General features: G+C 52.0%; 30 protein-coding genes and 2 pseudogenes. 16 read left to right on the top strand and 16 right to left on the bottom strand.

Features of this window, described 5'->3' with window-relative positions; genetic code table 11:
- The 9 genes from fliN to fliF all read right to left on the bottom strand — a co-directional run bounded on the left by fliN (position 1) and on the right by fliF (position 8,544).
- Positions 1–408 (bottom strand): flagellar motor switch protein FliN, encoded by a 408-nt coding sequence (gene fliN, locus HA45_RS24960; RefSeq protein WP_100700838.1) that lies wholly within the window; start codon positions 406–408, stop codon positions 1–3.
- Positions 401–1,408 (bottom strand): flagellar motor switch protein FliM, encoded by a 1,008-nt coding sequence (fliM, locus tag HA45_RS24965; RefSeq protein ID WP_100700837.1) that lies wholly within the window; start codon positions 1,406–1,408, stop codon positions 401–403. The genes fliN and fliM overlap by 8 nt, the downstream gene beginning before the upstream one ends.
- 4 nt (positions 1,409–1,412) lie before the next feature.
- Positions 1,413–1,898, bottom strand: a complete 486-nt coding sequence (fliL, locus tag HA45_RS24970; RefSeq protein WP_100700836.1) for a flagellar basal body-associated protein FliL — start codon at positions 1,896–1,898, stop codon at positions 1,413–1,415.
- Between the two features lie 130 nt (positions 1,899–2,028).
- Positions 2,029–3,306: a flagellar hook-length control protein FliK gene (locus tag HA45_RS24975; RefSeq protein ID WP_100700835.1), complete on the bottom strand. Its 1,278-nt coding sequence runs from the start codon at positions 3,304–3,306 to the stop codon at positions 2,029–2,031.
- The gene (gene fliJ, locus HA45_RS24980; protein WP_100700834.1) at positions 3,303–3,746 is read right to left on the bottom strand and encodes a flagellar export protein FliJ; all 444 of its coding nucleotides are present in this window, start codon (positions 3,744–3,746) and stop codon (positions 3,303–3,305) included. Before fliJ ends, HA45_RS24975 begins: the two co-directional genes overlap by 4 nt.
- Before the next feature lie 23 nt (positions 3,747–3,769).
- Positions 3,770–5,134, bottom strand: coding sequence for a flagellar protein export ATPase FliI (gene fliI, locus HA45_RS24985; protein WP_100700833.1), 1,365 nt, complete (start codon positions 5,132–5,134; stop codon positions 3,770–3,772).
- On the bottom strand, positions 5,134–5,838 hold the full coding sequence (fliH, locus tag HA45_RS24990; protein WP_100700832.1) for a flagellar assembly protein FliH: 705 nt from the start codon (positions 5,836–5,838) through the stop codon (positions 5,134–5,136). The genes fliI and fliH overlap by 1 nt, the downstream gene beginning before the upstream one ends.
- Complete coding sequence (gene fliG / locus HA45_RS24995; protein WP_100700831.1) at positions 5,831–6,823, bottom strand: flagellar motor switch protein FliG; 993 nt, start codon at positions 6,821–6,823, stop codon at positions 5,831–5,833. Before fliG ends, fliH begins: the two co-directional genes overlap by 8 nt.
- Positions 6,820–8,544 (bottom strand): flagellar basal-body MS-ring/collar protein FliF, encoded by a 1,725-nt coding sequence (gene fliF, locus HA45_RS25000; RefSeq protein ID WP_100700830.1) that lies wholly within the window; start codon positions 8,542–8,544, stop codon positions 6,820–6,822. The genes fliG and fliF overlap by 4 nt, the downstream gene beginning before the upstream one ends.
- A gap of 358 nt (positions 8,545–8,902) precedes the next feature.
- On the opposite strand from fliF, the gene fliE reads away from it, so the two are divergent.
- The 4 genes from fliE to HA45_RS25015 all read left to right on the top strand — a co-directional run bounded on the left by fliE (position 8,903) and on the right by HA45_RS25015 (position 10,441).
- Entirely contained in the window at positions 8,903–9,214 is a 312-nt protein-coding gene (gene fliE / locus HA45_RS25005) for a flagellar hook-basal body complex protein FliE (protein ID WP_100700829.1), read from the top strand.
- 109 nt (positions 9,215–9,323) lie between these two features.
- Positions 9,324–9,686 (top strand): YnfC family lipoprotein, encoded by a 363-nt coding sequence (locus tag HA45_RS28510; RefSeq protein WP_244563537.1) that lies wholly within the window; start codon positions 9,324–9,326, stop codon positions 9,684–9,686.
- Positions 9,683–10,030: a hypothetical protein gene (locus tag HA45_RS28515; protein WP_244563538.1), complete on the top strand. Its 348-nt coding sequence runs from the start codon at positions 9,683–9,685 to the stop codon at positions 10,028–10,030. Before HA45_RS28510 ends, HA45_RS28515 begins: the two co-directional genes overlap by 4 nt.
- A 228-nt stretch (positions 10,031–10,258) precedes the next feature.
- On the top strand, positions 10,259–10,441 hold the full coding sequence (locus tag HA45_RS25015) for a hypothetical protein (protein ID WP_100700827.1): 183 nt from the start codon (positions 10,259–10,261) through the stop codon (positions 10,439–10,441).
- Positions 10,442–10,499: 58 nt separating this feature from the next.
- Here the strand turns inward: HA45_RS25015 and HA45_RS25020 are convergent.
- Positions 10,500–11,709 (bottom strand): annotated as a pseudogene (locus HA45_RS25020) (diguanylate phosphodiesterase).
- Between the two features lie 245 nt (positions 11,710–11,954).
- Between HA45_RS25020 and HA45_RS25025 the strand changes: the two are divergent.
- A complete protein-coding gene (locus HA45_RS25025) occupies positions 11,955–12,203 on the top strand; it encodes a hypothetical protein (RefSeq protein WP_100700825.1) in 249 nt (82 codons plus the stop codon).
- A 35-nt stretch (positions 12,204–12,238) separates the two neighbouring features.
- Here HA45_RS25025 and HA45_RS25030 read toward each other — a convergent pair whose 3' ends face one another.
- A complete protein-coding gene (locus HA45_RS25030) occupies positions 12,239–12,907 on the bottom strand; it encodes a helix-turn-helix domain-containing protein (RefSeq protein ID WP_100700824.1) in 669 nt (222 codons plus the stop codon).
- A 143-nt stretch (positions 12,908–13,050) separates the two neighbouring features.
- On the opposite strand from HA45_RS25030, the gene HA45_RS25035 reads away from it, so the two are divergent.
- The 4 genes from HA45_RS25035 to HA45_RS25050 all read left to right on the top strand — a co-directional run bounded on the left by HA45_RS25035 (position 13,051) and on the right by HA45_RS25050 (position 14,880).
- The gene (locus HA45_RS25035; RefSeq protein ID WP_100700823.1) at positions 13,051–13,440 is read left to right on the top strand and encodes a hypothetical protein; all 390 of its coding nucleotides are present in this window, start codon (positions 13,051–13,053) and stop codon (positions 13,438–13,440) included.
- Positions 13,421–13,750 (top strand): hypothetical protein, encoded by a 330-nt coding sequence (locus tag HA45_RS25040; protein WP_100700822.1) that lies wholly within the window; start codon positions 13,421–13,423, stop codon positions 13,748–13,750. The genes HA45_RS25035 and HA45_RS25040 overlap by 20 nt, the downstream gene beginning before the upstream one ends.
- A gap of 82 nt (positions 13,751–13,832) precedes the next feature.
- On the top strand, positions 13,833–14,483 hold the full coding sequence (locus tag HA45_RS25045; protein ID WP_100700821.1) for a hypothetical protein: 651 nt from the start codon (positions 13,833–13,835) through the stop codon (positions 14,481–14,483).
- A gap of 130 nt (positions 14,484–14,613) precedes the next feature.
- Complete coding sequence (locus HA45_RS25050; protein WP_100700820.1) at positions 14,614–14,880, top strand: hypothetical protein; 267 nt, start codon at positions 14,614–14,616, stop codon at positions 14,878–14,880.
- A gap of 20 nt (positions 14,881–14,900) precedes the next feature.
- Here the strand turns inward: HA45_RS25050 and HA45_RS25055 are convergent, their stop codons facing one another.
- On the bottom strand, positions 14,901–15,140 hold the full coding sequence (locus HA45_RS25055) for a DinI-like family protein (RefSeq protein ID WP_100700819.1): 240 nt from the start codon (positions 15,138–15,140) through the stop codon (positions 14,901–14,903).
- A gap of 170 nt (positions 15,141–15,310) precedes the next feature.
- Here HA45_RS25055 and iraP point away from each other — a divergent pair, with 170 nt between their 5' ends.
- Positions 15,311–15,604 (top strand): anti-adapter protein IraP, encoded by a 294-nt coding sequence (iraP, locus tag HA45_RS25060; RefSeq protein ID WP_100700818.1) that lies wholly within the window; start codon positions 15,311–15,313, stop codon positions 15,602–15,604.
- A 198-nt stretch (positions 15,605–15,802) separates the two neighbouring features.
- On the opposite strand, the gene HA45_RS25065 is transcribed toward iraP, so the two are convergent.
- Complete coding sequence (locus HA45_RS25065; RefSeq protein WP_100700817.1) at positions 15,803–16,126, bottom strand: DUF6388 family protein; 324 nt, start codon at positions 16,124–16,126, stop codon at positions 15,803–15,805.
- A gap of 148 nt (positions 16,127–16,274) precedes the next feature.
- On the opposite strand from HA45_RS25065, the gene yedD reads away from it, so the two are divergent.
- Positions 16,275–16,742 carry a lipoprotein YedD gene (yedD, locus tag HA45_RS25070; RefSeq protein WP_100700816.1) on the top strand — a complete coding sequence of 156 codons (468 nt, stop codon included), beginning with the start codon at positions 16,275–16,277 and terminating at the stop codon, positions 16,740–16,742.
- 69 nt (positions 16,743–16,811) lie between these two features.
- Here yedD and fliT read toward each other — a convergent pair whose 3' ends face one another.
- The 3 genes from fliT to fliD are packed head-to-tail and all read right to left on the bottom strand — an operon-like array spanning position 16,812 to position 19,012.
- Complete coding sequence (gene fliT / locus HA45_RS25075) at positions 16,812–17,165, bottom strand: flagella biosynthesis regulatory protein FliT (protein ID WP_100700815.1); 354 nt, start codon at positions 17,163–17,165, stop codon at positions 16,812–16,814.
- Positions 17,165–17,572: a flagellar export chaperone FliS gene (fliS, locus tag HA45_RS25080; protein WP_034824372.1), complete on the bottom strand. Its 408-nt coding sequence runs from the start codon at positions 17,570–17,572 to the stop codon at positions 17,165–17,167. The genes fliT and fliS overlap by 1 nt, the downstream gene beginning before the upstream one ends.
- A gap of 12 nt (positions 17,573–17,584) precedes the next feature.
- Positions 17,585–19,012 carry a flagellar filament capping protein FliD gene (gene fliD, locus HA45_RS25085; protein ID WP_100700814.1) on the bottom strand — a complete coding sequence of 476 codons (1,428 nt, stop codon included), beginning with the start codon at positions 19,010–19,012 and terminating at the stop codon, positions 17,585–17,587.
- A gap of 335 nt (positions 19,013–19,347) precedes the next feature.
- On the opposite strand from fliD, the gene HA45_RS25090 reads away from it, so the two are divergent.
- The 5 genes and pseudogenes from HA45_RS25090 to fliZ all read left to right on the top strand — a co-directional run bounded on the left by HA45_RS25090 (position 19,348) and on the right by fliZ (position 26,986).
- Complete coding sequence (locus tag HA45_RS25090) at positions 19,348–20,637, top strand: FliC/FljB family flagellin (RefSeq protein WP_100700813.1); 1,290 nt, start codon at positions 19,348–19,350, stop codon at positions 20,635–20,637.
- 588 nt (positions 20,638–21,225) lie between these two features.
- Positions 21,226–24,381: a glycosyltransferase gene (locus tag HA45_RS25095; protein ID WP_244563539.1), complete on the top strand. Its 3,156-nt coding sequence runs from the start codon at positions 21,226–21,228 to the stop codon at positions 24,379–24,381.
- 218 nt (positions 24,382–24,599) lie between these two features.
- The gene (locus tag HA45_RS25100; RefSeq protein ID WP_100700811.1) at positions 24,600–25,568 is read left to right on the top strand and encodes an HNH endonuclease signature motif containing protein; all 969 of its coding nucleotides are present in this window, start codon (positions 24,600–24,602) and stop codon (positions 25,566–25,568) included.
- 143 nt (positions 25,569–25,711) lie between these two features.
- Positions 25,712–26,433, top strand: a pseudogene (locus HA45_RS25105) (RNA polymerase sigma factor FliA).
- Between the two features lie 49 nt (positions 26,434–26,482).
- Positions 26,483–26,986, top strand: coding sequence for a flagella biosynthesis regulatory protein FliZ (fliZ, locus tag HA45_RS25110; RefSeq protein WP_034824353.1), 504 nt, complete (start codon positions 26,483–26,485; stop codon positions 26,984–26,986).
- Positions 26,987–26,992 lie beyond the last annotated feature (6 nt).

Below are 26,992 nucleotides of genomic sequence, written 5' to 3' on the forward strand. Positions count from 1 at the left end.
TTAACGGCTCAGACGACGCATACGTTCAGATGGCGTAATAATGTCGGTGATGCGCACGCCATATTTGTCGTTGACCACGACCACTTCGCCCTGGGCAATCAGGTAGCCGTTGATCAGGATATCCAGCGGCTCACCGGCCAGCCCATCCAATGCCACCACGGAACCCTGCGTCAGGCGCAGCAGTTCTTTGATGGTCATCTTCGTGCGGCCCAGTTCCACCGTGAGTTTGACCGGAATATCCATGATCAAATCGATATCCTGCAGCGCGCCAGTGGCACCATTGCTATCGAAAGATTTGAACACGTTCTCGGTCGGATCCGGCGTGCTGGTGGTTGTCTGCTCGTTCATTGCCTCAGCCCACAGGTCGTCCGCGGAAATGTCATCGGACGGTTTTTTGCTGTCACTCATCGGGCTGTTCCTCGTTCAGCGAATTCAAAATCGGGTTAATCAAATGTTCTACACGCAGCGCATACTGGCCATTAATGGTGCCGTATTGGCTGGTCAAGACCGGTACGCCATCGACATGAGCAATGATGCGGTCCGGCTTATCAATGGGCAGGACGTCACCCGGTTTAAGCTGCAAAATACGTGACAGGCGCATCGATGTTTCCGCGAAGTGGGCAATCAGCTCCAGCTCCGAGTGCTGCACCTGTTTCACCAGATTGTCGCGCCAGTGGGTATCTTCCTGACGGGAGTTTTCCAGCGGTGGATTGACCAGCAGCTCGCGCAGCGGCTCAATCATTGAAAACGGAATACAGATATTAAATTCACCGACCAGGTTACCAATCTCCACCTGGAACGGGGTATTCACCACGATATCGTTCGGTGAGGTGGTGATATTGGTGAACTTCACCTGCATTTCAGAACGAACGTATTCCACATCCAGCGGATAAATCGCTTTCCATGCGTCGCTGTAACCATCCAGCGCCAGCTTGAGCATGCGACGGATCACGCGCTGTTCAGTATGGGTAAATTCGCGGCCTTCCACTTTCGTCGGGAAACGGCCATCACCGCCAAACAGGTTATCCACGGCGATAAACACCAGACTCGGTGAAAACACCACCAGCGCGGTACCGCGCAGCGGTTTCAAATGGATCAGGTTCAGGTTGGTTGGCACCGGCAGGTTGCGTGCGAACTCGTGGTACGGCTGAATCTTGATCGCACCGACGCTGATATCCGGGCTACGGCGCAGCAGGTTAAACAGCGCCATACGAAAATGACGGGCAAAACGCTCGTTAATGATCTCCAGCGCTTGCAGGCGCTCACGCACCACACGACGCTGGGTATTGGGATCATAAGGACGGATATCGCCATCGGTCCCTTTGGAACTGTTCTCTACTTCCGCACTGTCACTGTCGCCATTAAGCAGCGCGTCAATCTCAGCCTGGGAGAGAATGCTATCGCCCATTAAATCACCTCAAAATGAAGGCGGTAAACAGCACGTCACTGACCACCTGTGGCGGTTGAGCTTTTACCAGCGGAGGTGCCAGCGCCTGTTTGATCTGCTCAACCAGGGCTTGCTTGCCTTGTTCGGTGGCAAGCTGTGCGGCACTTTGACGTGAGAGCAGCAGCAGTAAACGGCTGCGTACCTCAGGCAGGTAATCGTTCAACCGACGACGGGTATCCTCATCGGGCAGACGCAGGGTAAATCCTACGTACAACACACGGTCAGGATCGTTGTCAGGATTGACCAGGTTAACCGTAAACGTATCCATTGCAAAAAAGACAGGGGCGGCCGGTGGCTCTACTTTCGCCGCTTCCGGTTTGTCACCCTCGTGTTTATTCATCATTCGCCAGACTGCATAGCCTGCCACGCTGCAAGCGGCCAGCGTTACAATCAGTAACACCGGTATTAGTAGTGAACGTTTGCGGCCTTTAGCTTTCGCGTTATCAGACATGTTTGCAGTTACTTCCTGTGAATTATGGGCAAGCCTCTCGGCTTGCCTGGACAGATTATCCCGCGTCTTAAGTCAAACAATGGGAAGAAAAGACGCGGGTTTTACGCTTACCTTCAGCGTTTAGCCGCTGTCAGGCAAAGATATCGACAGCGCCGTTGCCGGTCGCGCGCGCCTGAAGGGCTGCCGGGACGGCAATAGGCGTTATCTCGTTTTCACTGTCCTGGGAGAGAGCAAAGCTGCCGTGCTGGCCATCACGACGTCCTTCCTGCTGGCCCTGATAATTCTGGCTTTGTGCGAAGGCGTCGCTGCTGACATTACTCTGTCCCAGGTTTATTCCGCTCTCCGCCAGCGCTGTACGCAGCTGAGGGAGAGCCGCTTCCAGCGCGGCCCTCACTTGGCTGTGGCTGGAAACCATACTTAACTGTGCCTGATCTTTGTCGAGCGTCAGGCTGATCTGGATAGCACCCAGATCTTCCGGATGTAAGCGCAATTCGGCATTTTGCTGACCGTTGCGGCTAAACATCACGATTTGCTGGCTTAACGCCTGCTGCCACTCATTGCTGCCGAGTTGGGCATTCAGCATCGGCGTCGACGGAGTGGTACTGGTCGTCGCCGTGCTGTTGGTCAGTGTGCTACTGCTGCTGACCGGGGCGCTGGTTAAAGCCGTTAGCGTGTCGCTTGAGGTATCACGACGTTCTTCCGGTTTGCTGAGCGTACTCAGCACCTGTTTAAAACTTTCATCCAGTGACAGCGTCGCGGTGCTGTTACTCGCCGTGCTGCTGGCGGTTGCGGCGCTGGTAGTGGTTTGCACCGTACTCGCCTCGCGACTCAAGCCGCTCAGCACATCACTGGATTTCTTCAGCGGCGCGCTATCTGATGGCGTGTCCTGCTCATCTTTTAATGCGCTCTGCAACGTACGGCTTAACAATGCACTGTTCAGCGTTGTCTCAGCATCCGTTGCACTCTTATCAGTACTGCTACTGACGGCGCTTTGGCTGTTCCGCGCTTCTACGGCAGCCGGTAACATCGCGAACAGCGCCTGCACATTCTGTAAGTCGCTGGCACTTAACGAACTTGCCTCAGGCTTGTCTTTATCATCGGCTGATTTCAGCGTGGCTTTAGTGTTTTCCGGTTGTAAAAGTGCGTTTAACGCCTCTGGTTTGTCCAGTGCCTGCAATAACGCGCTTAATGACGCTTTTTTGACGTCTTTTGCATCGACTTCTGCTGTCAGATCAGTCGATTGCGTGTTAACACCTTGTTGCTGAGCCAGCGTCAGCAAGCGGTTGCCCAGCTCGGTGATAAAACCCTGTGGCAACGTGTCTGTGCTCTGCAGATTGTCCGATGTCACTGAACTGTCTGCGTCTCCTAATTTAGAGGTTTGCGTAACCAAAGTTGGCAGCGTAATCATTCGCCTCTCCTCATTGCGGCCCGTTGGGCAAATTCATCCATCCGTTTCTGGTCGAGACGGTTTTCTTGTCGTAATGCATTTTCCTCAGCGCGGGTGATCAGCGTTTGATAGGCATTGAGGCGCTTGTGCTTTTCTCGCCAGTTGCTCAACGCCTGATCCAGACGTTGATTCCACTGATTAAGCTGCTGCCGATGCTGCTCGATGGCTTTTTCCAGCGTCTGAATAAACTGGTGATAATTGGTCCAACGCATACTAGTGATGCCGCCTGACATATCCGTGTTGAGCTTGTTGCGGTACTCGTCCTGATAATCGAGCAGCATGGTGAGCTGTTCATCTGCCTGGTGCACGCCACGGCGCATATCACCCAAATGAATCACGGCCTGTTCAAGATCCTGCTCCGCCAGATCGCGCAGCGTATCGATAGCATTGGCAGTTTTCATCGCTTACCTCACTTGAGCACGCGCTAGCCGAACATCGCCTGTAAATGCAGACAGGCATCGTCATAGTCGCTGCGTTCGAAAATACCCTGTTGCAGGAAGGCTTCCATTTCGGGATAGAGCTTGATGGCTTTATCCAGCATCGGATCGCTTCCGGCGGCATAAGCGCCTACGCTCACCAGGTCGCGGTTGCGCTGGAAACTGGAGAGCAATTGTTTGAACTGACGCACGCGTGCGTAATGGGTGTCATCAATCAGCGACGTCATGGCACGGCTGATTGAGGCTTCAATATCGATTGCCGGATAGTGCCCGGCTTCGGCCAGACGGCGCGACAGCACAATGTGGCCGTCGAGAATGGCGCGCGCTGAGTCGGCAATCGGGTCTTGCTGATCGTCGCCTTCGGTTAACACGGTATAGAAAGCGGTAATCGAACCGCCGCCGTGCGTGCCGTTGCCAGCGCGTTCTACCAACGCGGGCAGCTTGGCAAAGACTGAAGGCGGATAGCCTTTGGTGGCCGGTGGCTCACCAATGGCGAGGGCAATCTCACGCTGTGCCATGGCGTAGCGGGTGAGGGAATCCATGATCAGCAGCACGTGCTGGCCACGATCGCGAAAATCTTCCGCGATGCGCGTGGCATACGCCGCACCCTGCATACGCAGCAGCGGCGAAACGTCGGCTGGCGCGGCGATCACCACCGAACGGGCACGACCTTCCGCACCGAGGATGTTCTCGATAAATTCTTTAACTTCACGGCCACGCTCACCAATCAGGCCAACCACAATCACATCGGCCTTGGTGTAACGCGCCATCATGCCGAGCAGCACCGATTTACCGACGCCAGAGCCGGCAAACAGGCCCATACGCTGGCCGCGTCCCACGGTGAGCAGGGCATTGATCGCTCGTACGCCGGTATCCAGCACATCGTGGATCGGCGTACGTTGTAAGGGGTTGAAAGGCGCAGTGATCAGCGGCGCGCGATAGCCGGTATCCGGCGCGGGCAGGCCATCCAGCGGTTTGCCTGCGCCGTCCAGCACGCGGCCCAGCAATTCCGGCCCGAGCAACAGCTGTTTGCCGCCTTGTGCATTGTCACCGCTGGCACGCGCGTAAACACGGGCACCGGGCAGAATGCCATCCACTTCTTCCAGCGGCATCATCAACAGTTTCTGGCCGTGGAATCCCACCACTTCACTTTCGACTTCAGAAATATTTTGACCGTCATGACGTTCAATAATGCAGGTGGCACCGAGCGGCAGCTGCAGTCCGGTGGCTTCCAGCACTAAACCGGTGGCGCGGGTCAGGCGACCGTAACGGCGAACGGTCTGCACTTGCGAGATACGATCTTCGAAAGCATCGAGCGCGCCAAGCCAGCGAGAAAGACGTGACGACGTCATTACAGTGTCCCCGGCGCGGCCAGACGGCACAGTTCCTGCCAGCGGGTTGCCACGCTGGCATCGAGATCGCCATCTTCGGCGCTGAGTTTACAGCCGCCCGGATGCAGGGAATTATCCGCGAGCAGTTTCCAGCCGTGCAGATCCAGCGTTGGGCCGAGTGTCTGCTCGATTCGCTGCAAGTCATCAGGGTGTACGCGCAGCTGCGGTTTGCCGCTGAACATCGGTTCCTGCTGGATCAGCTGTTGAATCTGGCGCAGCAGGGCGGTGCCATCCACTTGTGTAGCCTGGCCAATCACCGTTCGTGCCGCTTCCAGCGCCAGTTGCATCAGGCGTGATGCAATCACGCTATCCAGCGCTTCCAGCGTGTGGTGGAACTCGGTGACCAGCTGCTGCATACGCGCCTGCAACGGTGCCTGCTGCTGCTGGGCATCGGCCAGACCCTGTTGAAAACCGGCGTCGTATCCGTTTTGCTGCGACTCGGCAAAGCCCTTTTGATAACCTTCGCTGTAGCCTTGCGTCTGCGCATCTTTGCGCATTTGCTGCTGCATGCGCTCCAGCATTTGCTGTTGTTCATCTTCAGCACTGAGTTCAATATCCGCCGCCGCCGGTTCTTCCCGCTGCGGTTCTTCTGCTAATTTAAACGTGCTGCCTAAATCATCAGGCTGCCAGCGCTGCCACGCACGGGCGGAAAAGGCATCAGACATAGGTTTCCTCGCCTCCACCAATCACCATCTCGCCAGATTCGGCCAGGCGGCGTACCACCAGCAAGATGGCTTTCTGTTCGTTCTCCACCGCAGACATACGTACCGGACCACGGTTGGCCAGATCGTCGCGCAGGATATCGGCCGCACGTGCCGACATGTTCTTGAGGAATTTCTCGCGCAGCGGCTGTTCGGAGCCTTTCAATGCCACCAGCAACTGCTCGGATTCCACTTCCTGCAGCAGGCGCTGGATGCTGCGGTCGTCCACTTCCACCAGGTTTTCGAACAGGAACATCTCGTCGATGATCTTCTGTGCCAGCTCGCCATCGAAGTCGCGAACGGCTTCGATAACCGCTTCTTCCTGCTGGGTTTTCATCAGGTTGATAATTTCGGCTGCGGTTCTTACGCCGCCCATCTTCGCACGCTTGAGGTTGGTGCCATCCAGCAGGCCGTTCAGTACTTCGGTCAGTTCTGCCAGCGCCGCTGGCTGCACACCGCCGAAGGTGGCGATACGCAGCATCACGTCGTGACGCAGACGCTCGTCGAACAGCGCCACAATATCCGCTGCCTGGCCACGCTTGAGGTGCACCAGGATGGTGGCGATAATCTGCGGATGTTCGTCGCGAATAAGATCGGCCGCCGCTTGCGGTTCCATAAAGTTGAGCGTTTCCATGCCGCTGGTGGTCTCGTTCTTCTCGAGAATATCTTCCAGCAGGCTCGAGGCGCGCTCCTCGCCCAGCGCTTTAATCAGCACTGAACGCAGGTACTCATTGGAGTTGAGGCTGAGTGCCGCGAACTGTTCGGCATCGGTCTCAAACTGACGCAATACTTCAGTCAGCTGTTTGTGCGACACCTGCTTCATGTTGGCCATGGCCGCACTCAGGTGCTGTACTTCACGCTGGTTGAGGTGTTTGAACACCTCGGCTGCGCGCTCTTCGCCAATGGTCATCATCAGGATGGCGCTTTTTTCTGTTCCGGTCAGACTCATAGTTCTTCACCCATCCATTCACGAATAACCAGCGCCACAACGCGAGGATCGTTTTCAGACATATCGCGGATACGCTGGCTCATCACCTCGGCGCTCATGCGGTTATTGGACTTGCGCTCCTGATCCAGCTCGTCTTTGCTGAGCTGCACGCTGTAGGCTTCTTCAGACTCCACGGCTTCCGCACGCGCTGCCGCTGCGTCTGCTGCCGCTTGCTCTTGCTCTTTCTTACGCATCAGCTGCGGACGAACCAGTTTGCGATACAGGATGAAGGCGACCAGTGCCACCAGCAGCCAGCGACCACCGCTCATCAACATGTCGAAGAAGGCTTGCGACTGCCAGAACGGCAGGTCACCGCCGGTCGGCTCGGTGATGTTGAACTGCGAGTTCACCACGTTGACGCTGTCGCCACGATTCTGCGAGTAGCCCATCGCTTCACGGGTTAAGTCTTCAATCTGTTTAATCTGCTGATCGTTCAGTGCAACCGCTTTGCCTTTGCCGTCATCGCGGTAATTCACCACGACCGCGACCGACAGGCGCTGCACATCACCCACGTTCACCTTGGTATGGCGGATGGTGCGGTCCAGCTCGTAGTTCACGGTATCGTTACGACTTGAATTGCTCGGGCCACTGCTTTGTTGCGTGCTGGTGGTGGTGCCGTTGTTGTTAGCCGCGTTGTTCTGGCCATTGGCATTCTGACCGTTGGCATTGTTTGGCTGCTGCGGATTGTTAACCGGTGCCGTATTCGCTGGGGCAGGCTGATTCGACAGCGCACCCGGCACACCGCCCGGATACGGGCTGCCATTCTGCTGGTTGGTATTGGTCTGGCGCGAGCGAATCGATGTGTTATTAGGATCGGCGTTTGGCTGATATTTCTCGTCGGTTTGTTCGCTGCGGTCAAAGTTAATCTGCGCTGTCACCTGCGCGTGAACATTGCCCTGGCCAACAATCGGATTCAGGATGGCTTCAATACGTTGCTGGAAACGCGCTTCAACTTCGGAAGCGTACTTCAGCTGCGCATCGTTCAGGTCGCGGCCTTCGCTGTCGGAACGGGTCAGCAGGCGTCCAGTCTGATCCACCACGGTCACGTTGCCCGGCGGCAGTCCGGCGACGCTGCTCGACACCATGTGCTGAATCGCCTGAATCTGACCTTCATCTAAGGCGCGTCCCGGTTGCAGGTTCAGCGTGACAGAAGCGGAAGGGGCTTTCTGCTCACGCACGAACAGCGTCGGTTTTGGCATCGCCAGATGCACGCGCACGGTTTTTACCGGACCGAGGGTTTCGATGGTGCGGGCCAGCTCACCTTCCAGCGCACGCTGATAGTTGATCTGCTCGCTGAACTGGCTAATGCCGAACTTCTCTTTATCCATCAGCTCAAAGCCAACAGAGCCACCTTTCGGCAGCCCCTGTTGCGCCAGGCGCAGACGCAGTTCATGTACCTTATCGGCCGGCACCATCAGGGCACCGCCGTTTTCGGCAAACTGGTAAGGGATGTTCATTTGCGTCAGCTGCGTGACAATCGCGCCGCCATCTTCATCAGAGAGGTTGTTATAGAGAACGCGATAGTCCGGCGCTTTGGCCCACAGCACCATGGCAAAAACCACTGCAATAACGGCAGCGGCAGCAATGATGATGGGAATGCGTGGATTGGCGCGCAGGCGGGCCAGAAGGTCACTGAAGCCTTTCTTTGCGGTATCTTGTGTGGCGGCTGCACTCGCATTCATGACCGATTCCTGCCTGACATAATTGACCGGGTAAGTTGTGGTGACAAAACAGACTCCCTGACTTTCCTCTTCACATTTCGCATTGCTGCAGCGTTGGCTACGTTCGTTCACCCCAGTCACTTACCTGAGTAAGCTCCTGGGGATTCGCGAACTTGCCGCCTTGCAGCAATGCGAACTGTTTTGAGGAACAAATGAAAATGAATTTCCAATCTTATGGCTGGCATTATTGATGAATCGGGTCACTTCGATGGCTGGATAAGCCGGGGTTTTTACGTTTATTTAGCGCCTTTGTCCTATTGACAGTGTGTTAACTTTTGCAGCGTGAAATTTTAAACCCTTCTTTAATGAGGTACAGGCAATGTCGATTCAGGCAATTGATGGTGTGTTGCAGCAGCTGCAGTTAACGTCCCTGCAGGCCAGCGGCAAGCAGGCCGAGTCAACCAATCAGGTGGATTTCGGCGCCACCATGAAAGCCGCACTGGATAAAATCAGCGACACGCAAACCGCGGCTCGCACCCAGGCGCAGGATTTCGAAATGGGCAAACCGGGCATTCAGCTAAATGATGTGATGGTCGATCTGCAGAAATCCTCCATTTCCATGCAGATGGGCATTCAGGTGCGTAACAAAATGGTGTCAGCCTATACGGATATTATGAATATGCAGGTGTAGTGGCTGCACTGAAGGTTGCGGTGTTGGGCGGGAAACGATTTATCTTTCCCTTCAACAGCGGCATGATGCTGGCCTGACACGCGGCTTTTATCGGGAAGAGGACTCTCACGTGAAGCACACCTTGCTACTGCTGATGGCCATCGTTTTGCTATCGGGTTGTGATAACAAAAACGCGGACTTTGCGCCGCAGATGAAGAACTACGCTTACCTTTATCAATTCGAAGCCATTCCGGGTAAGGTCAAAAGCACCCACCAGCGTTTAATGGCTGAAGATGGCACGCCGATCTTCGACGTCGACATAGCCTTTGATTCTCAGGGCTGCATTTCTCATGTGAAATCCATTGGCAAATCCGGTGAGATTACGGAAGTGACGCGCGAGGGCGATCAACTCACCGGCACGGAAAACGATCAGGCTGTGGTGGTCACGCTGGATCAGCACTGTGCGCTGGTAAAAAAGTCACGCCCGCGATGACGGTAGATATTGGCTACAACGCGCAGGGATGGGTCGATCAAATTTCCTCTCCGGCCTCTGACGTTAAATTTCATCTGGCCTACAATCAACGCGGTGATATGACGGTGCTCAGTATTACCAAGGGCGACGAAGAAGTTTCGCGCGCCAGCGCTGAACATGATGCGGACATTAAAAAAATATCCGATGTCGTCACCACCGTGCAAAGAAACAATCAACGCAAAACGGTTTCCACCCGCTGCAAGTATAAAAACGATGTGCCGTATTATTGTGATACCGAGACGGCAGATGACAGTGGCAAGATCGTGGATAAGCAACACGGCACCATAGAAGTGGTGTATTACTGACCTTGAAGTTAAAGCCGCGAATGCGGCTTTTTTTAACCGCCAGCCAGCAAGCTGAATAAGCGAAGCGCTAAATAAAACAACCACTTACTGATCAAATCTGCCATCGGTATGATAAAGTGTGCGCGTTAGGTAAGCATTGATGAGAGCAGGGATCTCGGTGCGCGCAGGCGTATCACGTCAATCGTTCATCAATGTCTATGTTATTGCAGCGACAAGAAGCGTGTACGAATGAAAGAAGGTTTTTACTGGGTTAGAGATAGTGATAATCCACCGGAAGTGTGGCGTTACATAAAGCAATATGGCTGGTACCGTCCCTGCGTTGCCGTGCCGATTACGTTGAGTTCATTTAAGCTGATGAACTATCAAGTCATCAGCGATCGATTATTACCGCCAGGCTTCACGCCGCTTTAAATTAAAAACCGCCGGACCTGAGTGCCGGCGGTTTTTTTTATTCACTTTTGACCCGTCGTTAGACGATTTCAGGCCAGGCAATCGCCGGGAAGCCATTCAGCTGGGGTCGCGCAAATAGATAGCCCTGGAACTGGCTGATCCCCGCCGCTTCTAACCACATCCACTCTTCAGCTTTTTCTACGCCTTCGGCAATCACGGCAATCTCAAGCGATGAGCAGCATTTTATGATGGCGTGCAGAATCGCCTGCTTCGGTCCGCTTTGATGCACATCGCTGATGATCTCACGATCGATCTTGATCTTGTCTGGCTGGAACTTCGACAGCAGTGATAATCCGGCAAAACCGGCACCAAAATCATCCAGCGCTAAGCTGATGCCTGCGGCCTTCAGTTTTCTTACCTGAGCGGTGAATTCATCCGCCCGTGAGATGATTTCATTTTCGGTGACTTCAACGATCACCTGCTCGGGCACCAGGCCATTGGCCGCGATCTCCGCCAGTAAAACTCCACTGCATTGGGCACCGTCACCAGCGACATCGGCAACAGATTAATCGACAGGCTGTGATCGCCAATATCCAGCGCGCGGGCCATTTCGAACGCGATTTTTTCGACTGGATATCCGCCTGATATACCGCTTCACCGCCAAAAGCGGAGAAATATTCTTCGGGCGAACCGCCGTTTGGGGTGCGGATCAACGCTTCATAAGCGGCCACGCGACGCGCGAAGGGATCGATGATCGGCTGGAAAGCAAAGCGACAGGTTTTAAGCGAATCGCTGATGTCATCCTGCACGGTGCGGGCGACGTCATCCGCAATAAACTCCCAGCTGCTGGCCGCAGGAATTTCAAAGTAATTCTCTTTATCGCGGGCCATCACGAAGGTGCGCAGAAATTGCAGTGCGCGGTCATCATAGGTGAGTTGATAGCGCGATGTGCCTTTTTCCAGCACTGCTTGCAGCACCGTTGATTTATCATGCTCACGTAAATCAAACAGTTCCATGCCCAGTTTGCCGAAACGACGCGCGGGGGCGAAGTCGTGCATTAACTCCACCAGATTGTGATGGCGCGCGTCCTGGCATATCCGGTCAAAAATTCCCTGTACCGCATCACGCGGACCTTCCAGTAACTGGAAGAAATGTCGTCCATCAAACAGCAGAATGCCCGTGACATCGGCAGAGCGATTCTTGGCATTGGCTTTCGCCACCATATCTTGCAGGTGTTTGATGGGCACATGATCGTGCAAGTGACTGCGATAAATGATTGTCGTTAGCATCAGATTGTCTGTGAGTCTATTTTTTGTGGCACTACATTAGCAGGCGGGCGCTGGGGCTTGTCCAGCGGAAAGCAGGGTTGGCGTAAACTATTTTTAAAATAAAAGCTTAACCGAAGCGGCTAGCGAAACGGCGTCAAGTCGAATTGTTAATTAATCGCACTGGCTTAGCATCTTCGATAAAAATATTCGATTGAATGGATAAATAAAAAGCGTATCTTGGCCCTCGTTAACCAGAGGTGAGCATAATGTTACGCGACTATTTAAAGATTGATGATAGCGACCGTTTAATTGAACAGAGCGTGATAAGACTCAACAATCGCGGTCAGGAAGATGTCACTGAATGGCATATTGTTAGCGCAGACGGCATGCAAAAAGGCAGCGTGACGCTGTTTGATAAACTCTGCAACCGCCGCTCTTACAGCGTTAACTATCGTATTACGCAGAAGGATGTGCACGGGAGGGTTGTCGTCGATCATCTGACCGACGTTTTGTAAGATTTGCCGTAGTTTTGCCTGATTTGACCCGCTGATTAGCGGGTTTTTTGCGTGGCCGATGTTTCCCGATAGCGACGCATTTCCAGCAGTGTTCCGATCAATTCAATCTTTTTCTCAGACGATAACAGCGTAGGGAAATCTTCGTTTAATGGCCGTAACGAGAAAATTTGCTCGTCGTGTTGCTCAGCCAGCAGGCGGTAAATACGCACTTGCACCACGCCGTTCACCCGAGCCAGCACCACATCACCCGGCTGCGGAACCACCGCAGGATCGAATATCAGCGTATCGCCAGGCCGATAGTCAGGCTGCATAGCGCTGTCCTCCAGCGTGATCGCCAGCGCTCGATCGCTCAATTTGATATCGCTGTATAAAAAGCGCGTGGCCTGCTGCTGAATCACTAAACGCTGCTCCTGTAACCACTCGGCCGCTTGCGTCAGGCTTATCAATGGCAGGGTACTGACGTCACTGACCCTCAGCGGTGCGGCGAACACTTCGCCATCGCCATCAATGATCCATGCCGCCGTGCATTGCAGCAGTTCTGCCAGCCGTAACAGGTTCTCGCCGCGCGGGACCGTCTCATCCTTTTCCCATTGTGAAACAGCCACATGTGACACACCAATGCCGCTGGCCACGACTTGCTGCGTGAGCTTTAACGTTTTACGTCGGCTGCGGATGCGTTCACCCGCCGATTCTTTTTTCATCATCTTGACAACTCCTCTGCTGTTGTCTTAAGTATACTTAAATTCATTAATTAAAGTAAACTTAAATTCTGATGTTGGCCGCGCAACTGGCAAGGGCGGTCAACGTGTTTCTCGGGCGGACCCTTGCCAGTGAAGAGAGGTGCAGCATGGAAAGTAGTTTGGTGACCAGCGTCGGTGCGCTGCTTCTCGGCGGCGGTGCGGCAGCTGTGTTCTGGAAACCCTTAATGGCCGGTATCGCGGCTATCGTCACCAGCAATCGCGCCGGCGGCGAGATCATCACCAGTTACAAAGAGCAGGTGATGCTTCTCAAAGAGAGCCATGCGTTGATGCGCCGGGAAAATGATGACCTGCGTATCCGGCACGACAAAAACCTGCGGCGCATCTCTTCGCTGGAAACCGATCTGCGGCTGATTAAGAACGCGTTGAGCATTTTACTGGCCACCACCGAATCTGACCACAGCGATAAATTTCGCAGTCAGATCAATCAACTGATCACCACCCTTGAGGAGAGTCGCGATGGTGCAGATAAACAGTGAGTTTAGGGTTAAAAACCATCGGCGTCAGTTATTGCTCGGTGGCCTGCTGCTGGTGCTGTCACTGCTGTGTGTGGCGATGACCATCTTGTTCTTATTCGTCAACAACAGCGCCAATCAGCGGGTCGAGGAGATTCGCCAGCAGTACCGGGCCATTTCCGACCGGCGTGAAGCCCGCGTCGCCGAACTGACCAGCCAACTGGTGACGTTGCAGAAAAAGCTCGATGGTTTGCCGGATCGTACCGCCAGTAAAACCGCAGACAAGGTGAAACAGGCGGTGGGAGATGAAACGCCATCCGAACCCACGCATTAAGGAGGCACAGATGAGAATTACTGAGCGGATTGCAGCCGGCCTCGGCCAACTGTGGTCTTTATTAAGCAAGAAGGAGAGTGTTATGAGCGATCAAACTGTAGTTGAACCGACTGTCGTCAGTACGCCGGCAGAGAGCAGCGCCGTCTCGCCATTGGAGAGCTTTGCCAATGAGATCGCGGCACCGGCAGTCAGCAGCACGCCGGTGCAAGCTGTTGAACCACCAACGGCAGTTGCCGCAGCCGATGCGGTACCGGCAGCAACCGATGATGTCAGTGCAGCAACACCGGTGGTGAGTGCAACGGATGCGGTGCCAGCAGCTACTGACAATGTCAGTGCAGCAACACCGGTGGCAGGCGCAACGGATGCGGTGCCGGCAGCTACTGAAAATGTGAGTGCAGCAGCACCGGTGGCAGGCGCAACGGATGTAGTACCGGCAGCCACCGATAACGTCAGTGCACAACCACAGGCGGCAGCCGTAACGGATGCGGTACCGGCAGTCACTGACAACGCCAGCGCAGTAGCACCTGCAACGGATGCGGTGCCAGCAGCGACTGATAACGTCAGTGCAGCAGCACCGGTGCCAGCCGCCGCTCCAGCGGATGCGGTGAGCCAGGATATTAGCGCCAGCGTGAGGGACTTTAGCCAGGCGTTTAACTTTGTGGAGCAGGGCGTAGAGAGACTGGGCAGCGCAGCAAAGGATGAGCTAATTGCGCTGGCGCGGAAATATCTGTAAACGCACGGGCGACCTTCAGGTCGCCCGCTATCATCTTCCGATTATTCTTAATGCGGCCTCGCTATTTTCGACTACCTTTAATGATTCAAGCGTTATTTAAACTGGCTTATTAAGCGAAAAGGAAGATAGCATGAGTGATACAGAGGCAATCAAAACCAAAACTGACTACCTGCGTGATGTCACCTCCCAGCTTAAAGAGATGCGTCACTATGCGCAGACCAATACTGAGACGCTATCCGGCCACTGGTTGGCATTTGATGCAGGCGAGTACAAAGACAAAGAGTACGCAGGACGTTTTGACACGCTGCTTAACAAGCAGGGACAGCTGTTAGATGATATTGAACAGGCGATTCAGGATTTAGAGATCGCCATTAATCACAGCGAGCAGGAAAGCTAAGTTCCCTCCGCGCTGGTGGCTTACTCGGCCACCAGCCACATTTCGGCTTCATCAAACATCTCTTCAACAATGCGTGCCACCGTGGCTTTTTCGTTCTTACTCAAATCGGTATCAATGGCGTTACGCTCCATTGGCTTCACGCGCACCTCTACATCCGGAAATACCCGTTGCACACGCTTCTCCAATTCCTCCAAAATCATTTCACGCGCGCCCGGTAAACCGGCCACGTTGCGTTTATCGTAAATCAGCTCCACAAACATCAGGCCATTCCATTTTCAAACAAGGTGCGTCATATTACTGTAAATAAAAACAGTGGCAAGCCGTGAACGGTTGCGCAGCGAAATTTTTTTGTTTCTGGCAAGCTGAGCACTGAATTTTTACTGATACTCAACAGCGTTACACAGGGAAATGGACTCATTTGGAGGTCAATATGCGTCAACTGGTTATCGATATCTTATTAAAAATGGCAAAAATGGATGTGGAAGCGAAAGAGCTGGTGGCGCAGGTCGAAGCGCAGTCATTACTGATTGCGGCTTTGCTGATTCAGGCGAAGCAAGAAAACGCATTAACCATCTCTGACGCCGTGCAGGATGCGATTGTCACCGCATCACGTTCAGCACCGGATTTTCTGCAGTCGGATGTGGATCTATTACTGACGCATGTTAATCGGCTGCTGGCGGTTGCGAGCTATGTCGAAGTCAGGGGAATTGAGCGGGAAGGGTAACGTAAAAAAATACAACCTCTGGAGGGGAAATCCAGCAACTCCTCCAGAGGCGGTGCAACAGCACCTTCGTTCAAGGACAATCTACGACCTAAGCCGCAAGAGATAAGTTATACAACTTTGCTGAAGTTGTACAACTTTTTCCTTGGTGATTTGTGTGGTTGGAGGTGTGTTTGAGATATATTTTTAGGGCCGCTGCGCTTAAAGTTCGTTCTTGATGCAGAACGCTTCCCACGTCATCCCCAACGCTTCCGCATGAGATTTCAGATAGCTTTCGATGGCGTCCGCCGCCACAGCTTTATCCTGCTCGGCTAACTGAATCGAAAACAGCATGCCATCCAGCTTCTTCTGGCGCAGGAACGCGGCATAAATCCGCTCGGCATGCCATTCACGCAGCTGGCGTAAAGACAGATTAGCCGCACGCGCATCACTCTCGGTGAGTTCATCCAGTGCGGCTTGAAAATCGGCGTGCGCGGCAAAAAACATGGTACGTGCTTGCGCGTAATACTCTTCTGGGGTTTTCATGCGGAAATCCTGCTTCTCTAATTGCGCGCTAGTGTAACGTGCGCGGGTGACGTTGTCAGGAGCTTCAGGGTTTTAAGCAAGATGCCTTGCGCAACTTACGCGAAAAATTATAACGTAGCCGCCATTGATGCGAGTGTAGGGACCGATAATGAAAAAGTGGATAATACTGGCCGCGCTGGGCTTAAGCGGATGTGCGCAAATCAGCAGTTATGATCAGGCAGTCAAAACCCCGGCACCGGCCGAGTTGCAGGGCAACTGGCAGACCGTTGGGCCACAGAGCAAGCTGATCAGCGGACAGGCGATGGGCAGCCTGATCATTGGTGCGCAGGGCGATACGCTGGATTGTCGTCAGTGGCAGCGCGTGATTGCTAAACCGGGCAAACTGGCACGCCTGAGCGATGAGTGGGTCAACGTGACGCGTCAGGTCCGCGTGATGCCCATAACGCTGGAAAACGGTGAACTGCGTTATGATGGCTTGCGCATGCGCAGAGTTGAGCGCCCAACCGTTGAGTGCCAGCAGGCGCTGGAAGCCGTAGCGAAGCGTCCGAAAGACGCGGTGATTCAGGATATTGAGCCACAGATTATGCAGCCGGTTTCGGTGCCTGCGCAGAAGTAATCTTGTTGGCCGCCATAAAAAAACGGGTGAGCACAATGCTCACCCGTTTTTCATTCAGCCCGCCGCCAATTAATTCTGTGGCAGATACACATTACCTTGCTTGCCGTAAGCGCTCATCACTGACTTTTGTTTCGATGATTGGCCCACCAGCAGCGTCAGTTCATCCATACGCAATTTCAACAGACGTTTGACTTCACTCTCATTGTCGAGGATATGGCGCAGTACCGGACGCAGCTGATCCTGCAACTGGCTGGAGGGCGGCGCCGCTTCGGTCGAGCGGGCCAGGGTTTGCACCGCACTGACATAATCCACTTCCTTTGTAATCAGGTCATCCCATTCGCCGTCTGCGGCCAGGCGCAGCATTCCATGGCTGAGATCGAGTAACTGTTGGTAAACGGTAATCAGATGCGGTGCATTGTTCATTAAACGGCGTCCTGAAGGTGTTGAGGTTGTGCGACTTCTTTCCAGGCGTCAGCGATATTGCGCAGAAGGCCTTCGACTTCCTCGATGGCTTCTACATCATTACGCAGGTTTGCCTGCAGCAGACGGCGGACCATATAAGCGTAAAGTCCCACCAGATTATCGGTGAGCTCATCGCCACTACCTTCCACCAGACCCTGCTTAAGTCCGTTTTCGATGATGTTAATCGCTTTAGACAGCGATGAACCTTTGCCTTCAATATTGCCATCCTGCAAAAACAGGCGGGCACGAACCAGCGCGCTGAGCGCGCCGTCAAACAGCATGGAGACCAGCTGCTGCTGGTTGGCGCTCATGACAGCGCTCTCCACACCAATTTTTGCATAGGCTTTAGTGCCATTTGCGCTGTACATGATCACTCCTTATTACGATGAGCTGCTGGAGCTTGAGCTACTTGAAGACTCGAACTGCTGCGTCAGATAGCTACTGGTTTGGTTCAACGAACTCATCAGAACGTCGAGGGCGGTAAACTGGGTCTTATAACGCGCCACCATGTTGTCGATGCGGGTGCTCATTTCGTTGTACTGATCGGTCAGCTGGTTCAGCGTCTTGCTGACGCCATCGGTAGCCGCCTGCACAATTCCCGTAGATGAGAGCCAGCCCGTCAGATTGGTCGCCATAGTGGTGGTAATACCGGTGGTTTTACCGTCACCGACGATCATCTCTTTCACGCCATCTGCATCACTGCTCAGGGCAGTTTCTAACTTGTCTGAATCCAGTTCCAGTGAGCCGCTGGTTGGATCGGTAGTGATACCGATCTGCGCCAACGTCTTATAGGTTGATGAGCTTTGCGCATTAGTCAGCATGCTTTTCAACTGGGTCTGGATAGTACGCAGCGTGCTATCGCCGACTAAGGCACCGTTGCTGGAATCCTGTGCGTCTGTACCCACATCTACCGCAGTGTATTTGGTCAGGGTATTGAACTGATCCAACAGGGTGTTATAAGCATTTGTCCAGGTCTTAATGGCACTCTCAGCCTTCGACGTGTCCTGGGTGATGGTCAGCGTCTGGTTACCGGTGGTGGTGTCATTCAGATTGAGCGTGATGCCTTCCAGCGCATCGCTAATGGTGTTGCTGCTGTTCTCAATCTCAACGTTATTCACTGTCAGCTTGGCATTTTGCGCGGTGACGCTTTCGGTCATCGCGTTGCTGCTGGCGGTTGAGTCGTAACCCAAAATACCTTGCAGGGTGTCATCACCGGTGACTTTGATTGAACTCACTGCATTATCACTGCCGGTTTCGCTTGAAGTCAGCGATAAACGATAGCTGCCATCACCCACTTTGATAATGGTGGCCGAGACGCCTGCATCAGCGCTGTTGATCGCATCACGCATACCGGTCAGCGAGGTTTGATCGCTGGTCAGGGTGATGTCTTTGCTGGTGCCGTCTTTTAACGCGATGCTCAAGGTACGGCTGCTGGCGGAACTGTCACCCAGCGCGGTGGTGTTGCTGGTTTGCACGGCTGAGGTCAGGGTTTGTGCCTGAGCCAGCTGCGACACGCTAATGGTGTATTTACCGGCCACCACAGTACCTGATGTTGTGGCACTGAACGCGCTGGAGCTGCTAGAGGCTGACGTGGCAGAGAATAGGTCAGCACTGTTCAGCGCGGTGTTGGCGGTCTGGAACGTAGACAGCGAGCTTTTCAGCGTGGCATAGGCACTCAGCTTGGCGGTATAAGCGGTTTGCTGAGTCGAGATCGGTGTTAATGATGCTTTCTCGGCGGTGGTCAGGCTATCCAGAATGGTACTTAAATCGAGTCCTGAACCGATACCGAGGGTAGAGATACTAGCCATGTTGTTTCCTTTTATATCGACACGGAGAGTGAATACCCGGGTTATCGGCTTTTGATGGGCAAAGTTTAAAATTATTTACCAGCGAGTGATAAAGCGAATAACACCTATAGAGAAGGGTATTTCTGACGCTAGAAAAGTGTTGGTTTGGCACTAAAGAAGTCCGAGAGGGTGGCGATAATGATAAGCGTGACAGGTTGAAGAGAAAAAATTTCGCCTGGTACTAAAAAATATCTAAAGGTTGTTTAAGCACAGACGATAACAACTTTGACGGCGCTGAAGCCGGCGGGTTGAAGCCCAAACCATAACCAAAGACTTGATTAATAGGAACTTAAACCATGGCCCAAGTAATTAACACCAACAGCCTCTCGCTGATCACTCAGAACAACATCAACAAGAACCAGTCTGCTCTGTCTACTTCTATCGAGCGTCTGTCTTCTGGTCTTCGTATCAACAGCGCTAAAGATGACGCTGCTGGTCAGGCAATTGCCAACCGTTTCACCTCTAACATCAACGGCCTGACTCAGGCTGCTCGTAACGCCAACGACGGTATCTCTGCTGCGCAGACGACTGAAGGCGCACTGTCAGAAATCAACAACAACTTACAGCGTGTTCGTGAACTGACCGTACAGGCTCAGAACGGCACCAACTCTGATTCTGACCTGTCTTCAATCCAGGACGAAATCAAATCCCGTCTGGACGAAATTGACCGCGTATCTGGTCAGACTCAGTTCAACGGCGTGAACGTACTGGCTAAAGACGGCAAAATGTCTATCCAGGTTGGCGCTAACGATGGCCAGACCATCGATATCGACCTGAAGAAAATTGACTCTACTACACTGGGTCTGAAAGGTTTCTCCGTAGATGGCAACTCCCTGAAACTGAGCGACGCGGTTACGACTGTTGGTGACGCTTCTGATTCAGGTGCTACAGTTTCTGCAGTTGACCTGAGTGCAGTTGCAAGCGGTCTGGGTGTTGATGCAAGCGGCCTGTCCTTGCACAACGTGCTGACCTCTGGTGGTGCTGCAACAGATACTTATGTAGTTTCATCTGGTAGCGATAACTACTCTGTTTCTGTTGGTGCAAGCGGTGCAATCACTCTGAACACCACAGATGTTTCTTACACGGATACTGATAATGGTGTGACCTCTGGCGAAATGTCAGGCAAATTTATCAAGGTTGGCAGCGACTCAACTGGCGGTGCAGTAGGTTTCGTTACCGTTCAGGGCAAAGATTACAAAACTGATGCAACAGCTATCGTCAACGGCGGTAACACTACTACTACTGGCACCACTGATATTGCCGATATCGCGGATTCTGCTAACGCCAACGTATTCAGTGGTTCTTCAACTAACGACCCACTGGCGTTGTTGGACAAAGCTATTGCTCAGGTTGATACCTTCCGTTCAAGCCTGGGTGCGGTACAGAACCGTCTGGATTCAGCGGTAACTAACCTGAACAACACCACTACTAACCTGTCTGAAGCACAGTCACGTATTCAGGATGCTGACTACGCTACTGAAGTTTCGAACATGTCTAAAGCACAGATCATTCAGCAGGCAGGTAACTCAGTGTTGGCTAAAGCTAACCAGGTTCCACAGCAGGTTCTGTCTCTGCTGCAGGGCTAATCGCTCTTCGCTTCTTGCTTATCAAACCCCGCTTCGGCGGGGTTTTTTTATTGCCATTTTTTGGCAATTATAATAGCCAAAATTGATATATCGGATTAGCCATATTTTTCCCTCCTGCTTACGCGATTGACTAACGCCATTCTGGCTATGCTAAAGCAAAATTGTATTCGTTCTGAGCTACAACGTTGCGAGTTTAGAACATCTGAGGGAATGACCTGCTATGACTCAGCCCGATCTGGTTAGTATCATCTTAACTGCCCAAATACCTACGTGGTTTACTACGGCTTTAGAAAGTGCACTGGCACAAAATTACCCATATTGTGAAATTATTATTGCCGACAGTGGTGGTGATAAATATATTCCCCATTTACTTACACCCTATCTCAATCTTCCCCGTCATCAAATTCGCCATTTGATATTCGACAAGAATGATAAGGCATATTTGAATCAGCCATCCGCGAAGCCCGTGGCAGCTATATCAAGTTTGTTTCCGATGCGGAGATACTCGAACCGTCTTGTATTACCACGCTGATTTCTGGTCTCAAGTCGCACAAAAAGTGCCGTGTAGCTGCATCGAAACGTCGCCGAATGGGTCCTAAAGGTGAACTGCTACCAGATCTAATATCAACATGCGCATTGGTTGATAGCCAAAGTATTATAAATGGGCGTGATTTACTGCGTGCACAAAGTCGAGTGAGCTATAGTTTGATCGGGGAGTTGACTGCTTCGTTGTTCTATCGCGACGATGTTATAGATTTAATGCCTGATGATACGTCACTGTTCACTATTAACAACGAGCCTGTTCTTGGCGTTGAAGGAATGTTGTTATATAGCAAGTTATTAGCCAGTACCGATTTAGTTTGGTTTCCAGAAGAACTTTGTTCGGTGCGTGCTTCGGAGGTCTACAAGCAACCTCATCAAAGGGATAGTGAAGAAGGCATAAAAAAAGCACGGGATATAGTGCTAAATGCTATTCGCAGCGAAGAGTGGTACAGCGATTTTAATGTAAATGAAGTGCGTGTGGCGCCTTTTGAGCAACCCGATAAATTTTCTAGCAGAAATCTTCTTAGCCATCAATACCACTATCTAAATCTGAACAGACTAGAGTGGTGGAATCGCATACGTAAGCTTGAACCTTTTCAGAAATCACGACTCCAGCAAATGGCTATTGATAACCCAGAGACGATACGCATTGGTGTCGTTATTGATGTGGCAGAAGATAACGTATTTCATGTTGAACAAACCTTAGCTTCCCTGTCTCATGAAGGTCTGAGTACACTGCAACTTATACCTATTCTAATTGGTGCCGTTGAAAAAATTCCTAATAAAGTAGAAAAACATTCAACGGCAACAGAAAGTCGTATTGATATTATCAATAGATTGATGTGTGAACGGGATGAGCAGTGGTTTATCTTTATCGACGCGGGTAGCTATTTCATGCCATCAGGTTTGGTTGCACTGTCTACTACCCTGCCGCAGGCAAGCAATCTGCTGGCTATCTACGCCGATGAGTATTTTTACATGGGAGAAGACCCATCAGGCGTTATTTTCCGACCAGATCTAAACCTTGATCTCTTACTCAGTTCACCCAAAACCATGGCTCAACATTGGTTGTTCCGTCGTGAATTGCTATTAGCTGCGGCAGGGTTTGATAAGCAGTATTCAGCTGCAGCTGAGTTTGATCTCATCATAAAAATGTTGGAGTCGCAGGGGCTTAATTGTACTGGGCATTTGGCTGAGCCTCTGATCACATCAAGGCTTAAAAATCGAGCTATTGTTGAGGACGCTGCAATAATTGAGCGCCATCTGAATAATCGAGGTTATCCAGAAGCACAGATTGCATTGGATAGTTTTTATAATTACCGATTGCGCTATCAGCATGCCGACAAACCAAAAATATCTATTATTATTCTGGCTAACTGGCATCTACCTTCTTTGATTACCTCGGTCACAACCATTCTGGAAAAAACCAGTTATCTCAACTACGAGTTGCTGATTGTTGCTGATGGCCAACGTTCTGCAGAACGTGATAACTGGTTAGCGACGTTAGCGGATGTGGACCCTCAACGTATTCGGATATTGAATTATCCCCACACTTATAGTCACGGTGGGATGGGGAATCTGGCAGCGCTGCATGCAGAGGGAGAGTACCTCGCGTTCATGCATTGCGAGTTAGCGGTGACCGATGGTGAATGGCTGGATAATTTATTAAATCACGGTTTGCGTCCAGAGGTCGCCGTTGTAGGAGGAAAGCAACTGTCTTCAGACAATAAAGTACGTCATGCGGGTTATATCCTTGGCATGAATGGTGCTGCGGGAGAAGTATTTCGCGGGCTAGAAGATAATCAGCCGAGCTATTTAGGTCGCCTAAGTTTAGATCAAAATTACAGCGCTGTTTCCGGTGATTTCATGCTGGTGCGTAAATCTGTGTTTGAAACCTTAAACGGCTTTGATGCCGAACAACCGCTGTATGGTGATGTCGATTTCTGCTTGCGTGCGCGTAACGAAGGTTATATGACCATCTGGACACCTTACGCTAGAATTCATCGTCCTGCAGCACGTCAAAACCCTTTCCCAGGTGAAACCGTACACAGTTCCAGTAAGCTTAAACAACTGGAAGAGGATAAACTTTATCAACGCTGGATGCCGTTGATCGCTAATGATCCCGCATTTAACGCAAATTTATCTTTGAAAAGTCGTCATTTCGATATGTCTAGCGAAAGCGAAATAACCTGGCGGCCTGCTCAGCGCGAGAATTTACCGGTATTCCTTGCACACAACGCCGATATCTCTGGCTGTGGTTATTACCGCATCATGAAACCATTAGAAGCAATGTTGAATGAGGGTCTGGCTGAAGGCAAGCATGGTATGACGCTATTGACTTTGAGTGAAATGGGGCAATTCAAGCCTGATAGCTTGATCATTCAGCGTCGCTATTCTGCAGCATTTCATAATTGGATTGAGCGCACGGGTAAGTTGCACGACGTATTCAAAGTCTTCGAGCTTGATGATTACATACTTAATGTTCCGATGAAGCATTACCGCCGGACCAGTTTCAAGCAGGAAACAACGGGATTGATGCGTAAAAGCCTGAGCTTTTTTGATCGCTTTGTCGTTTCAACAGAACCCTTAGCTGAAGCCATGCGCGATATGCACCCTAATATAATGGTGGTTAAGAACCGCCTTCCAGTGAATATATGGGGGCAGTTGCAGAGCTTGCGTAATCAGGGACGTAAACCACGAGTGGGTTGGGCGGGTGGATCTAGCCATCGCGGTGATCTGGAGATGATCGCCGATGTGGTGAAAGAGTTCACCAATGAAGTTGAATGGGTATTTATGGGAATGTGCCCTGAAAAGTTGCGTCCATTTGTGCACGAGGTGCATTACGGCGTTGATATCAGTCTTTATCCTGAAACTTTGGCCGCGTTAAATCTTGATCTGGCCTTGGCGCCAGTTGAAGATAATATCTTCAACGCCTGCAAGAGTAATTTACGTCTCTTAGAATATGGGGCATGCGGTATTCCAGTTATTTGTAGTGATGTTGCTTGCTATCGTGGTGACGATTTGCCAGTAACCCGCATCAGTAATCGATTTATCGACTGGCGCGATGCAATTCGTATGCACTTATCCGACCCAGAGGCAAGCGCGCGGATGGGGGAAGCTTTACAAGTTGCAGTCCGTGACGACTGGATGCTCACGGGTAATAACGTGCGCGGATGGGTAAAAGCCTGGAGTGCTGATTAAACTTGAATTCGGCCCCCTGCAGTTTGGGGGCCTTATTGAATACGGTGAATTCTTCTGCATTAAAACAAATCCGATTATTTACTTCGATATGATTTGCCCTTGCACCTTACAACCCCCGAAAAGTAACCACCCTGTTACAGTCCCGCGTAGTTTTGCCGATAACTTCCCCAGAATCATTCCCATTTTTACGCACGACTTTTTCTATTTCTGGGGTGTCTATGCGCTTCAATTATGACTTGTTACCAGGTGAGCTACTGACCTTCGAAGAGATCGCGTTGCGCTATGCGCAGCAGCATCCTGATGAGAAAGAGCTTACCGCCCGTGGGTTGCTGAGCCCGTCGACCAGCTTTCGCAATTTGGTTATTCGCGCGGTGTTTGCGCAGGAGGAGATCAACAGTCCGTTAGAGGATCTGCTGTTCGTCTCGGAGGATAATGAGCGCAAAAACTATCTGCGCCGCTTTGAACACTATTTAAAGAGCCAGCAAGCCTTCCTTTATTTCCGTCGTAACGATGCCATAAAGAAGGAGGGGCGCTGGAAGGTGGTGGGGGAAACCCAGGTTTACGCCATGCTGGATCCCAATTCGGCGGAGGCGCAAAATCTGCTCTCTAGCCGGGGCTTCAAACTGGTGTTGATGCGCCAGACAGAAGAGGAAGAGTATTGGCAGCTGTTCGATCCCCATGCGCATCCCTGCTTCCCGTTGTCGCGCAAGATCCAGTTCCTGGTGGTGCTGAGCACGCCGCAGCATAAAGTGCCGACGGCGGTGATGCCGGGCGCGGAAGTGGGGCGTCGTGTGAAAGCCAGAGTGTTCCAGCGCGCCAGCCAGGCAGAGTTCAGTTCGGCGGTGAAAGCACGCTATGGTGCCTGCATTATTACCGGCACGCAGCTCACGGAACGGCACAGCTGGCCGTGGGTGGAAGCCTGCTATATCGATACGCAAGAAAATGAAGAAGGTTTTCTCGCCGATAACAGCGTCGATAACGGATTGTTCCTGCGCAGCGACTTACAGCGGCTGTTTATCAATAAAATGATAAGCATCGACGCCGAAAACGGGCAGGTGCTGTTTAATCCGGCACTCGAAACAGATTCGCCGATAAGCGATTTTTATCAGACACTTGAGGGTAAAACTTGCGCACTATGGGACGCAGTGCCGCCTGGCACGCGGCAACGGCTGAAAAACCTGCGCTAAAGACACTAACGATGGCGGTGTATTTCACCGCCATCCATAACAAATTTGAAATAACCTCGCTTTTGCCCGCCTATTCTGCCAATCGAAACCCCTACAGAATTGGATAATCATGCCGATAACTTTATTAACGCAGGGTAGTCATCGTGAACGATCTCTATACGCCAGACGGCGTGATGGATAAACATTCGCTCTGGCAGCGCTACGTTCCTCTGGTGCGACATGAAGCGTTGCGCTTGCAGGTACGTCTGCCGGCCAGCGTCGAGCTTGACGATTTACTGCAAGCGGGTGGAATTGGCTTATTAAATGCCGTGGAGCGCTACGACGCGCTACAAGGCACCGCCTTTACCACCTATGCCGTGCAGCGTATCCGGGGCGCGATGCTGGATGAACTGCGCAGCCGCGACTGGGCACCTCGTAGCGTGCGTCGTAATGCGCGCGAAGTGGCCGGAGCTATGCATCAGGTAGAACAAGCGTTGGGGCGCTCGGCTTCTGAGCAGGAAGTGGCTGAACAGTTGAATGTTTCGCTGGAAGAGTATCGGCAGATTTTGCTCGATACCAATAACAGTCAACTCTTCTCGTACGACGAGTATCGGGAAGAGCACGGTGACAGTGCGGAGCTGGTGACGGAAGGGCATGAAGAAGCCAACCCGCTTCACCAGTTGATGGAAGGAAGCCTGCGTGATCGCGTAATTGAAGCCATCGAGCATTGCCCGATCGTGAAAAATTAGTGCTCACACTGTACTACCAGGAAGAACTGAACCTGAAAGAGATTGGCGCAGTGCTGGAAGTGGGGGAATCCCGCGTCAGTCAGCTGCACAGTCAGGCAATAAAACGCCTGCGTGCCCGGTTAGCGGGGGCGCGCTGACAGACTCAGTTCCTGGAATCGAAAAAATAATAATACCGGGGACTCAGCAATGGGAGCCAAAGCCAAAGCCAGACCTTTAAGTCGTTATCTTAAAGACTATAAACACAGCCAAAGCAACTGTTCACATTGTGGCAAAGTTTTAGACCGTATGGCGTTAGTGTTTCGCGGACAGATTATCAATAAAGAGGCCATCGCACGGATGGACCAGATGATTGATGATCAGGTGTGGATGAAACTCCAGCCGGAACTGACCGCGTTATGCCGTTTTTGCAGTGATATTTTTTGTAATACCCATCCTAATTACTTCGACATTATGGCGTTCAAACAATACCTGTTTGAGCAAACCGAGATGAGTCACAGCACCATTCGCGAGTATGTGGTGCGGCTGCGTCGTCTTGATGACATGCTGAAAGCGAAAAATTTCCCGGCCGATAGATTACGGGGCAATAGCTGGCATGAATGTCTGGAGAATGATTTGCCGGATGCCGGTAATAATAATTACCGCATCGCACTGCGTAAATATGACCAGTTTTTAGGCTGGCAGCAGGGCTAATTGTGA

Origin of the sequence: Pantoea rodasii, from assembly GCF_002095465.1 — a bacterium.
Taxonomy (GTDB): Bacteria; Pseudomonadota; Gammaproteobacteria; order Enterobacterales; family Enterobacteriaceae; genus Pantoea; species Pantoea rodasii.

Excerpts from the sequence above, each read along its gene's own strand:
- fliN (WP_100700838.1), bottom strand. The coding sequence starts at position 408 with ATGAGTGACAGCAAAAAACCGTCCGATGACATTTCCGCGGACGACCTG.
- fliM (WP_100700837.1), bottom strand. The coding sequence starts at position 1,408 with ATGGGCGATAGCATTCTCTCCCAGGCTGAGATTGACGCGCTGCTTAAT.
- fliL (WP_100700836.1), bottom strand. The coding sequence starts at position 1,898 with ATGTCTGATAACGCGAAAGCTAAAGGCCGCAAACGTTCACTACTAATA.
- HA45_RS24975 (WP_100700835.1), bottom strand. The coding sequence starts at position 3,306 with ATGATTACGCTGCCAACTTTGGTTACGCAAACCTCTAAATTAGGAGAC.
- fliJ (WP_100700834.1), bottom strand. The coding sequence starts at position 3,746 with ATGAAAACTGCCAATGCTATCGATACGCTGCGCGATCTGGCGGAGCAG.
- fliI (WP_100700833.1), bottom strand. The coding sequence starts at position 5,134 with ATGACGTCGTCACGTCTTTCTCGCTGGCTTGGCGCGCTCGATGCTTTC.
- fliH (WP_100700832.1), bottom strand. The coding sequence starts at position 5,838 with ATGTCTGATGCCTTTTCCGCCCGTGCGTGGCAGCGCTGGCAGCCTGAT.
- fliG (WP_100700831.1), bottom strand. The coding sequence starts at position 6,823 with ATGAGTCTGACCGGAACAGAAAAAAGCGCCATCCTGATGATGACCATT.
- fliF (WP_100700830.1), bottom strand. The coding sequence starts at position 8,544 with ATGAATGCGAGTGCAGCCGCCACACAAGATACCGCAAAGAAAGGCTTC.
- fliE (WP_100700829.1), top strand. The coding sequence starts at position 8,903 with ATGTCGATTCAGGCAATTGATGGTGTGTTGCAGCAGCTGCAGTTAACG.
- HA45_RS28515 (WP_244563538.1), top strand. The coding sequence starts at position 9,683 with ATGACGGTAGATATTGGCTACAACGCGCAGGGATGGGTCGATCAAATT.
- HA45_RS25015 (WP_100700827.1), top strand. The coding sequence starts at position 10,259 with ATGAAAGAAGGTTTTTACTGGGTTAGAGATAGTGATAATCCACCGGAA.
- HA45_RS25025 (WP_100700825.1), top strand. The coding sequence starts at position 11,955 with ATGTTACGCGACTATTTAAAGATTGATGATAGCGACCGTTTAATTGAA.
- HA45_RS25030 (WP_100700824.1), bottom strand. The coding sequence starts at position 12,907 with ATGATGAAAAAAGAATCGGCGGGTGAACGCATCCGCAGCCGACGTAAA.
- HA45_RS25035 (WP_100700823.1), top strand. The coding sequence starts at position 13,051 with ATGGAAAGTAGTTTGGTGACCAGCGTCGGTGCGCTGCTTCTCGGCGGC.
- HA45_RS25040 (WP_100700822.1), top strand. The coding sequence starts at position 13,421 with ATGGTGCAGATAAACAGTGAGTTTAGGGTTAAAAACCATCGGCGTCAG.
- HA45_RS25045 (WP_100700821.1), top strand. The coding sequence starts at position 13,833 with ATGAGCGATCAAACTGTAGTTGAACCGACTGTCGTCAGTACGCCGGCA.
- HA45_RS25050 (WP_100700820.1), top strand. The coding sequence starts at position 14,614 with ATGAGTGATACAGAGGCAATCAAAACCAAAACTGACTACCTGCGTGAT.
- HA45_RS25055 (WP_100700819.1), bottom strand. The coding sequence starts at position 15,140 with ATGTTTGTGGAGCTGATTTACGATAAACGCAACGTGGCCGGTTTACCG.
- iraP (WP_100700818.1), top strand. The coding sequence starts at position 15,311 with ATGCGTCAACTGGTTATCGATATCTTATTAAAAATGGCAAAAATGGAT.
- HA45_RS25065 (WP_100700817.1), bottom strand. The coding sequence starts at position 16,126 with ATGAAAACCCCAGAAGAGTATTACGCGCAAGCACGTACCATGTTTTTT.
- yedD (WP_100700816.1), top strand. The coding sequence starts at position 16,275 with ATGAAAAAGTGGATAATACTGGCCGCGCTGGGCTTAAGCGGATGTGCG.
- fliT (WP_100700815.1), bottom strand. The coding sequence starts at position 17,165 with ATGAACAATGCACCGCATCTGATTACCGTTTACCAACAGTTACTCGAT.
- fliS (WP_034824372.1), bottom strand. The coding sequence starts at position 17,572 with ATGTACAGCGCAAATGGCACTAAAGCCTATGCAAAAATTGGTGTGGAG.
- fliD (WP_100700814.1), bottom strand. The coding sequence starts at position 19,012 with ATGGCTAGTATCTCTACCCTCGGTATCGGTTCAGGACTCGATTTAAGT.
- HA45_RS25090 (WP_100700813.1), top strand. The coding sequence starts at position 19,348 with ATGGCCCAAGTAATTAACACCAACAGCCTCTCGCTGATCACTCAGAAC.
- HA45_RS25095 (WP_244563539.1), top strand. The coding sequence starts at position 21,226 with ATGGGTCCTAAAGGTGAACTGCTACCAGATCTAATATCAACATGCGCA.
- HA45_RS25100 (WP_100700811.1), top strand. The coding sequence starts at position 24,600 with ATGCGCTTCAATTATGACTTGTTACCAGGTGAGCTACTGACCTTCGAA.
- fliZ (WP_034824353.1), top strand. The coding sequence starts at position 26,483 with ATGGGAGCCAAAGCCAAAGCCAGACCTTTAAGTCGTTATCTTAAAGAC.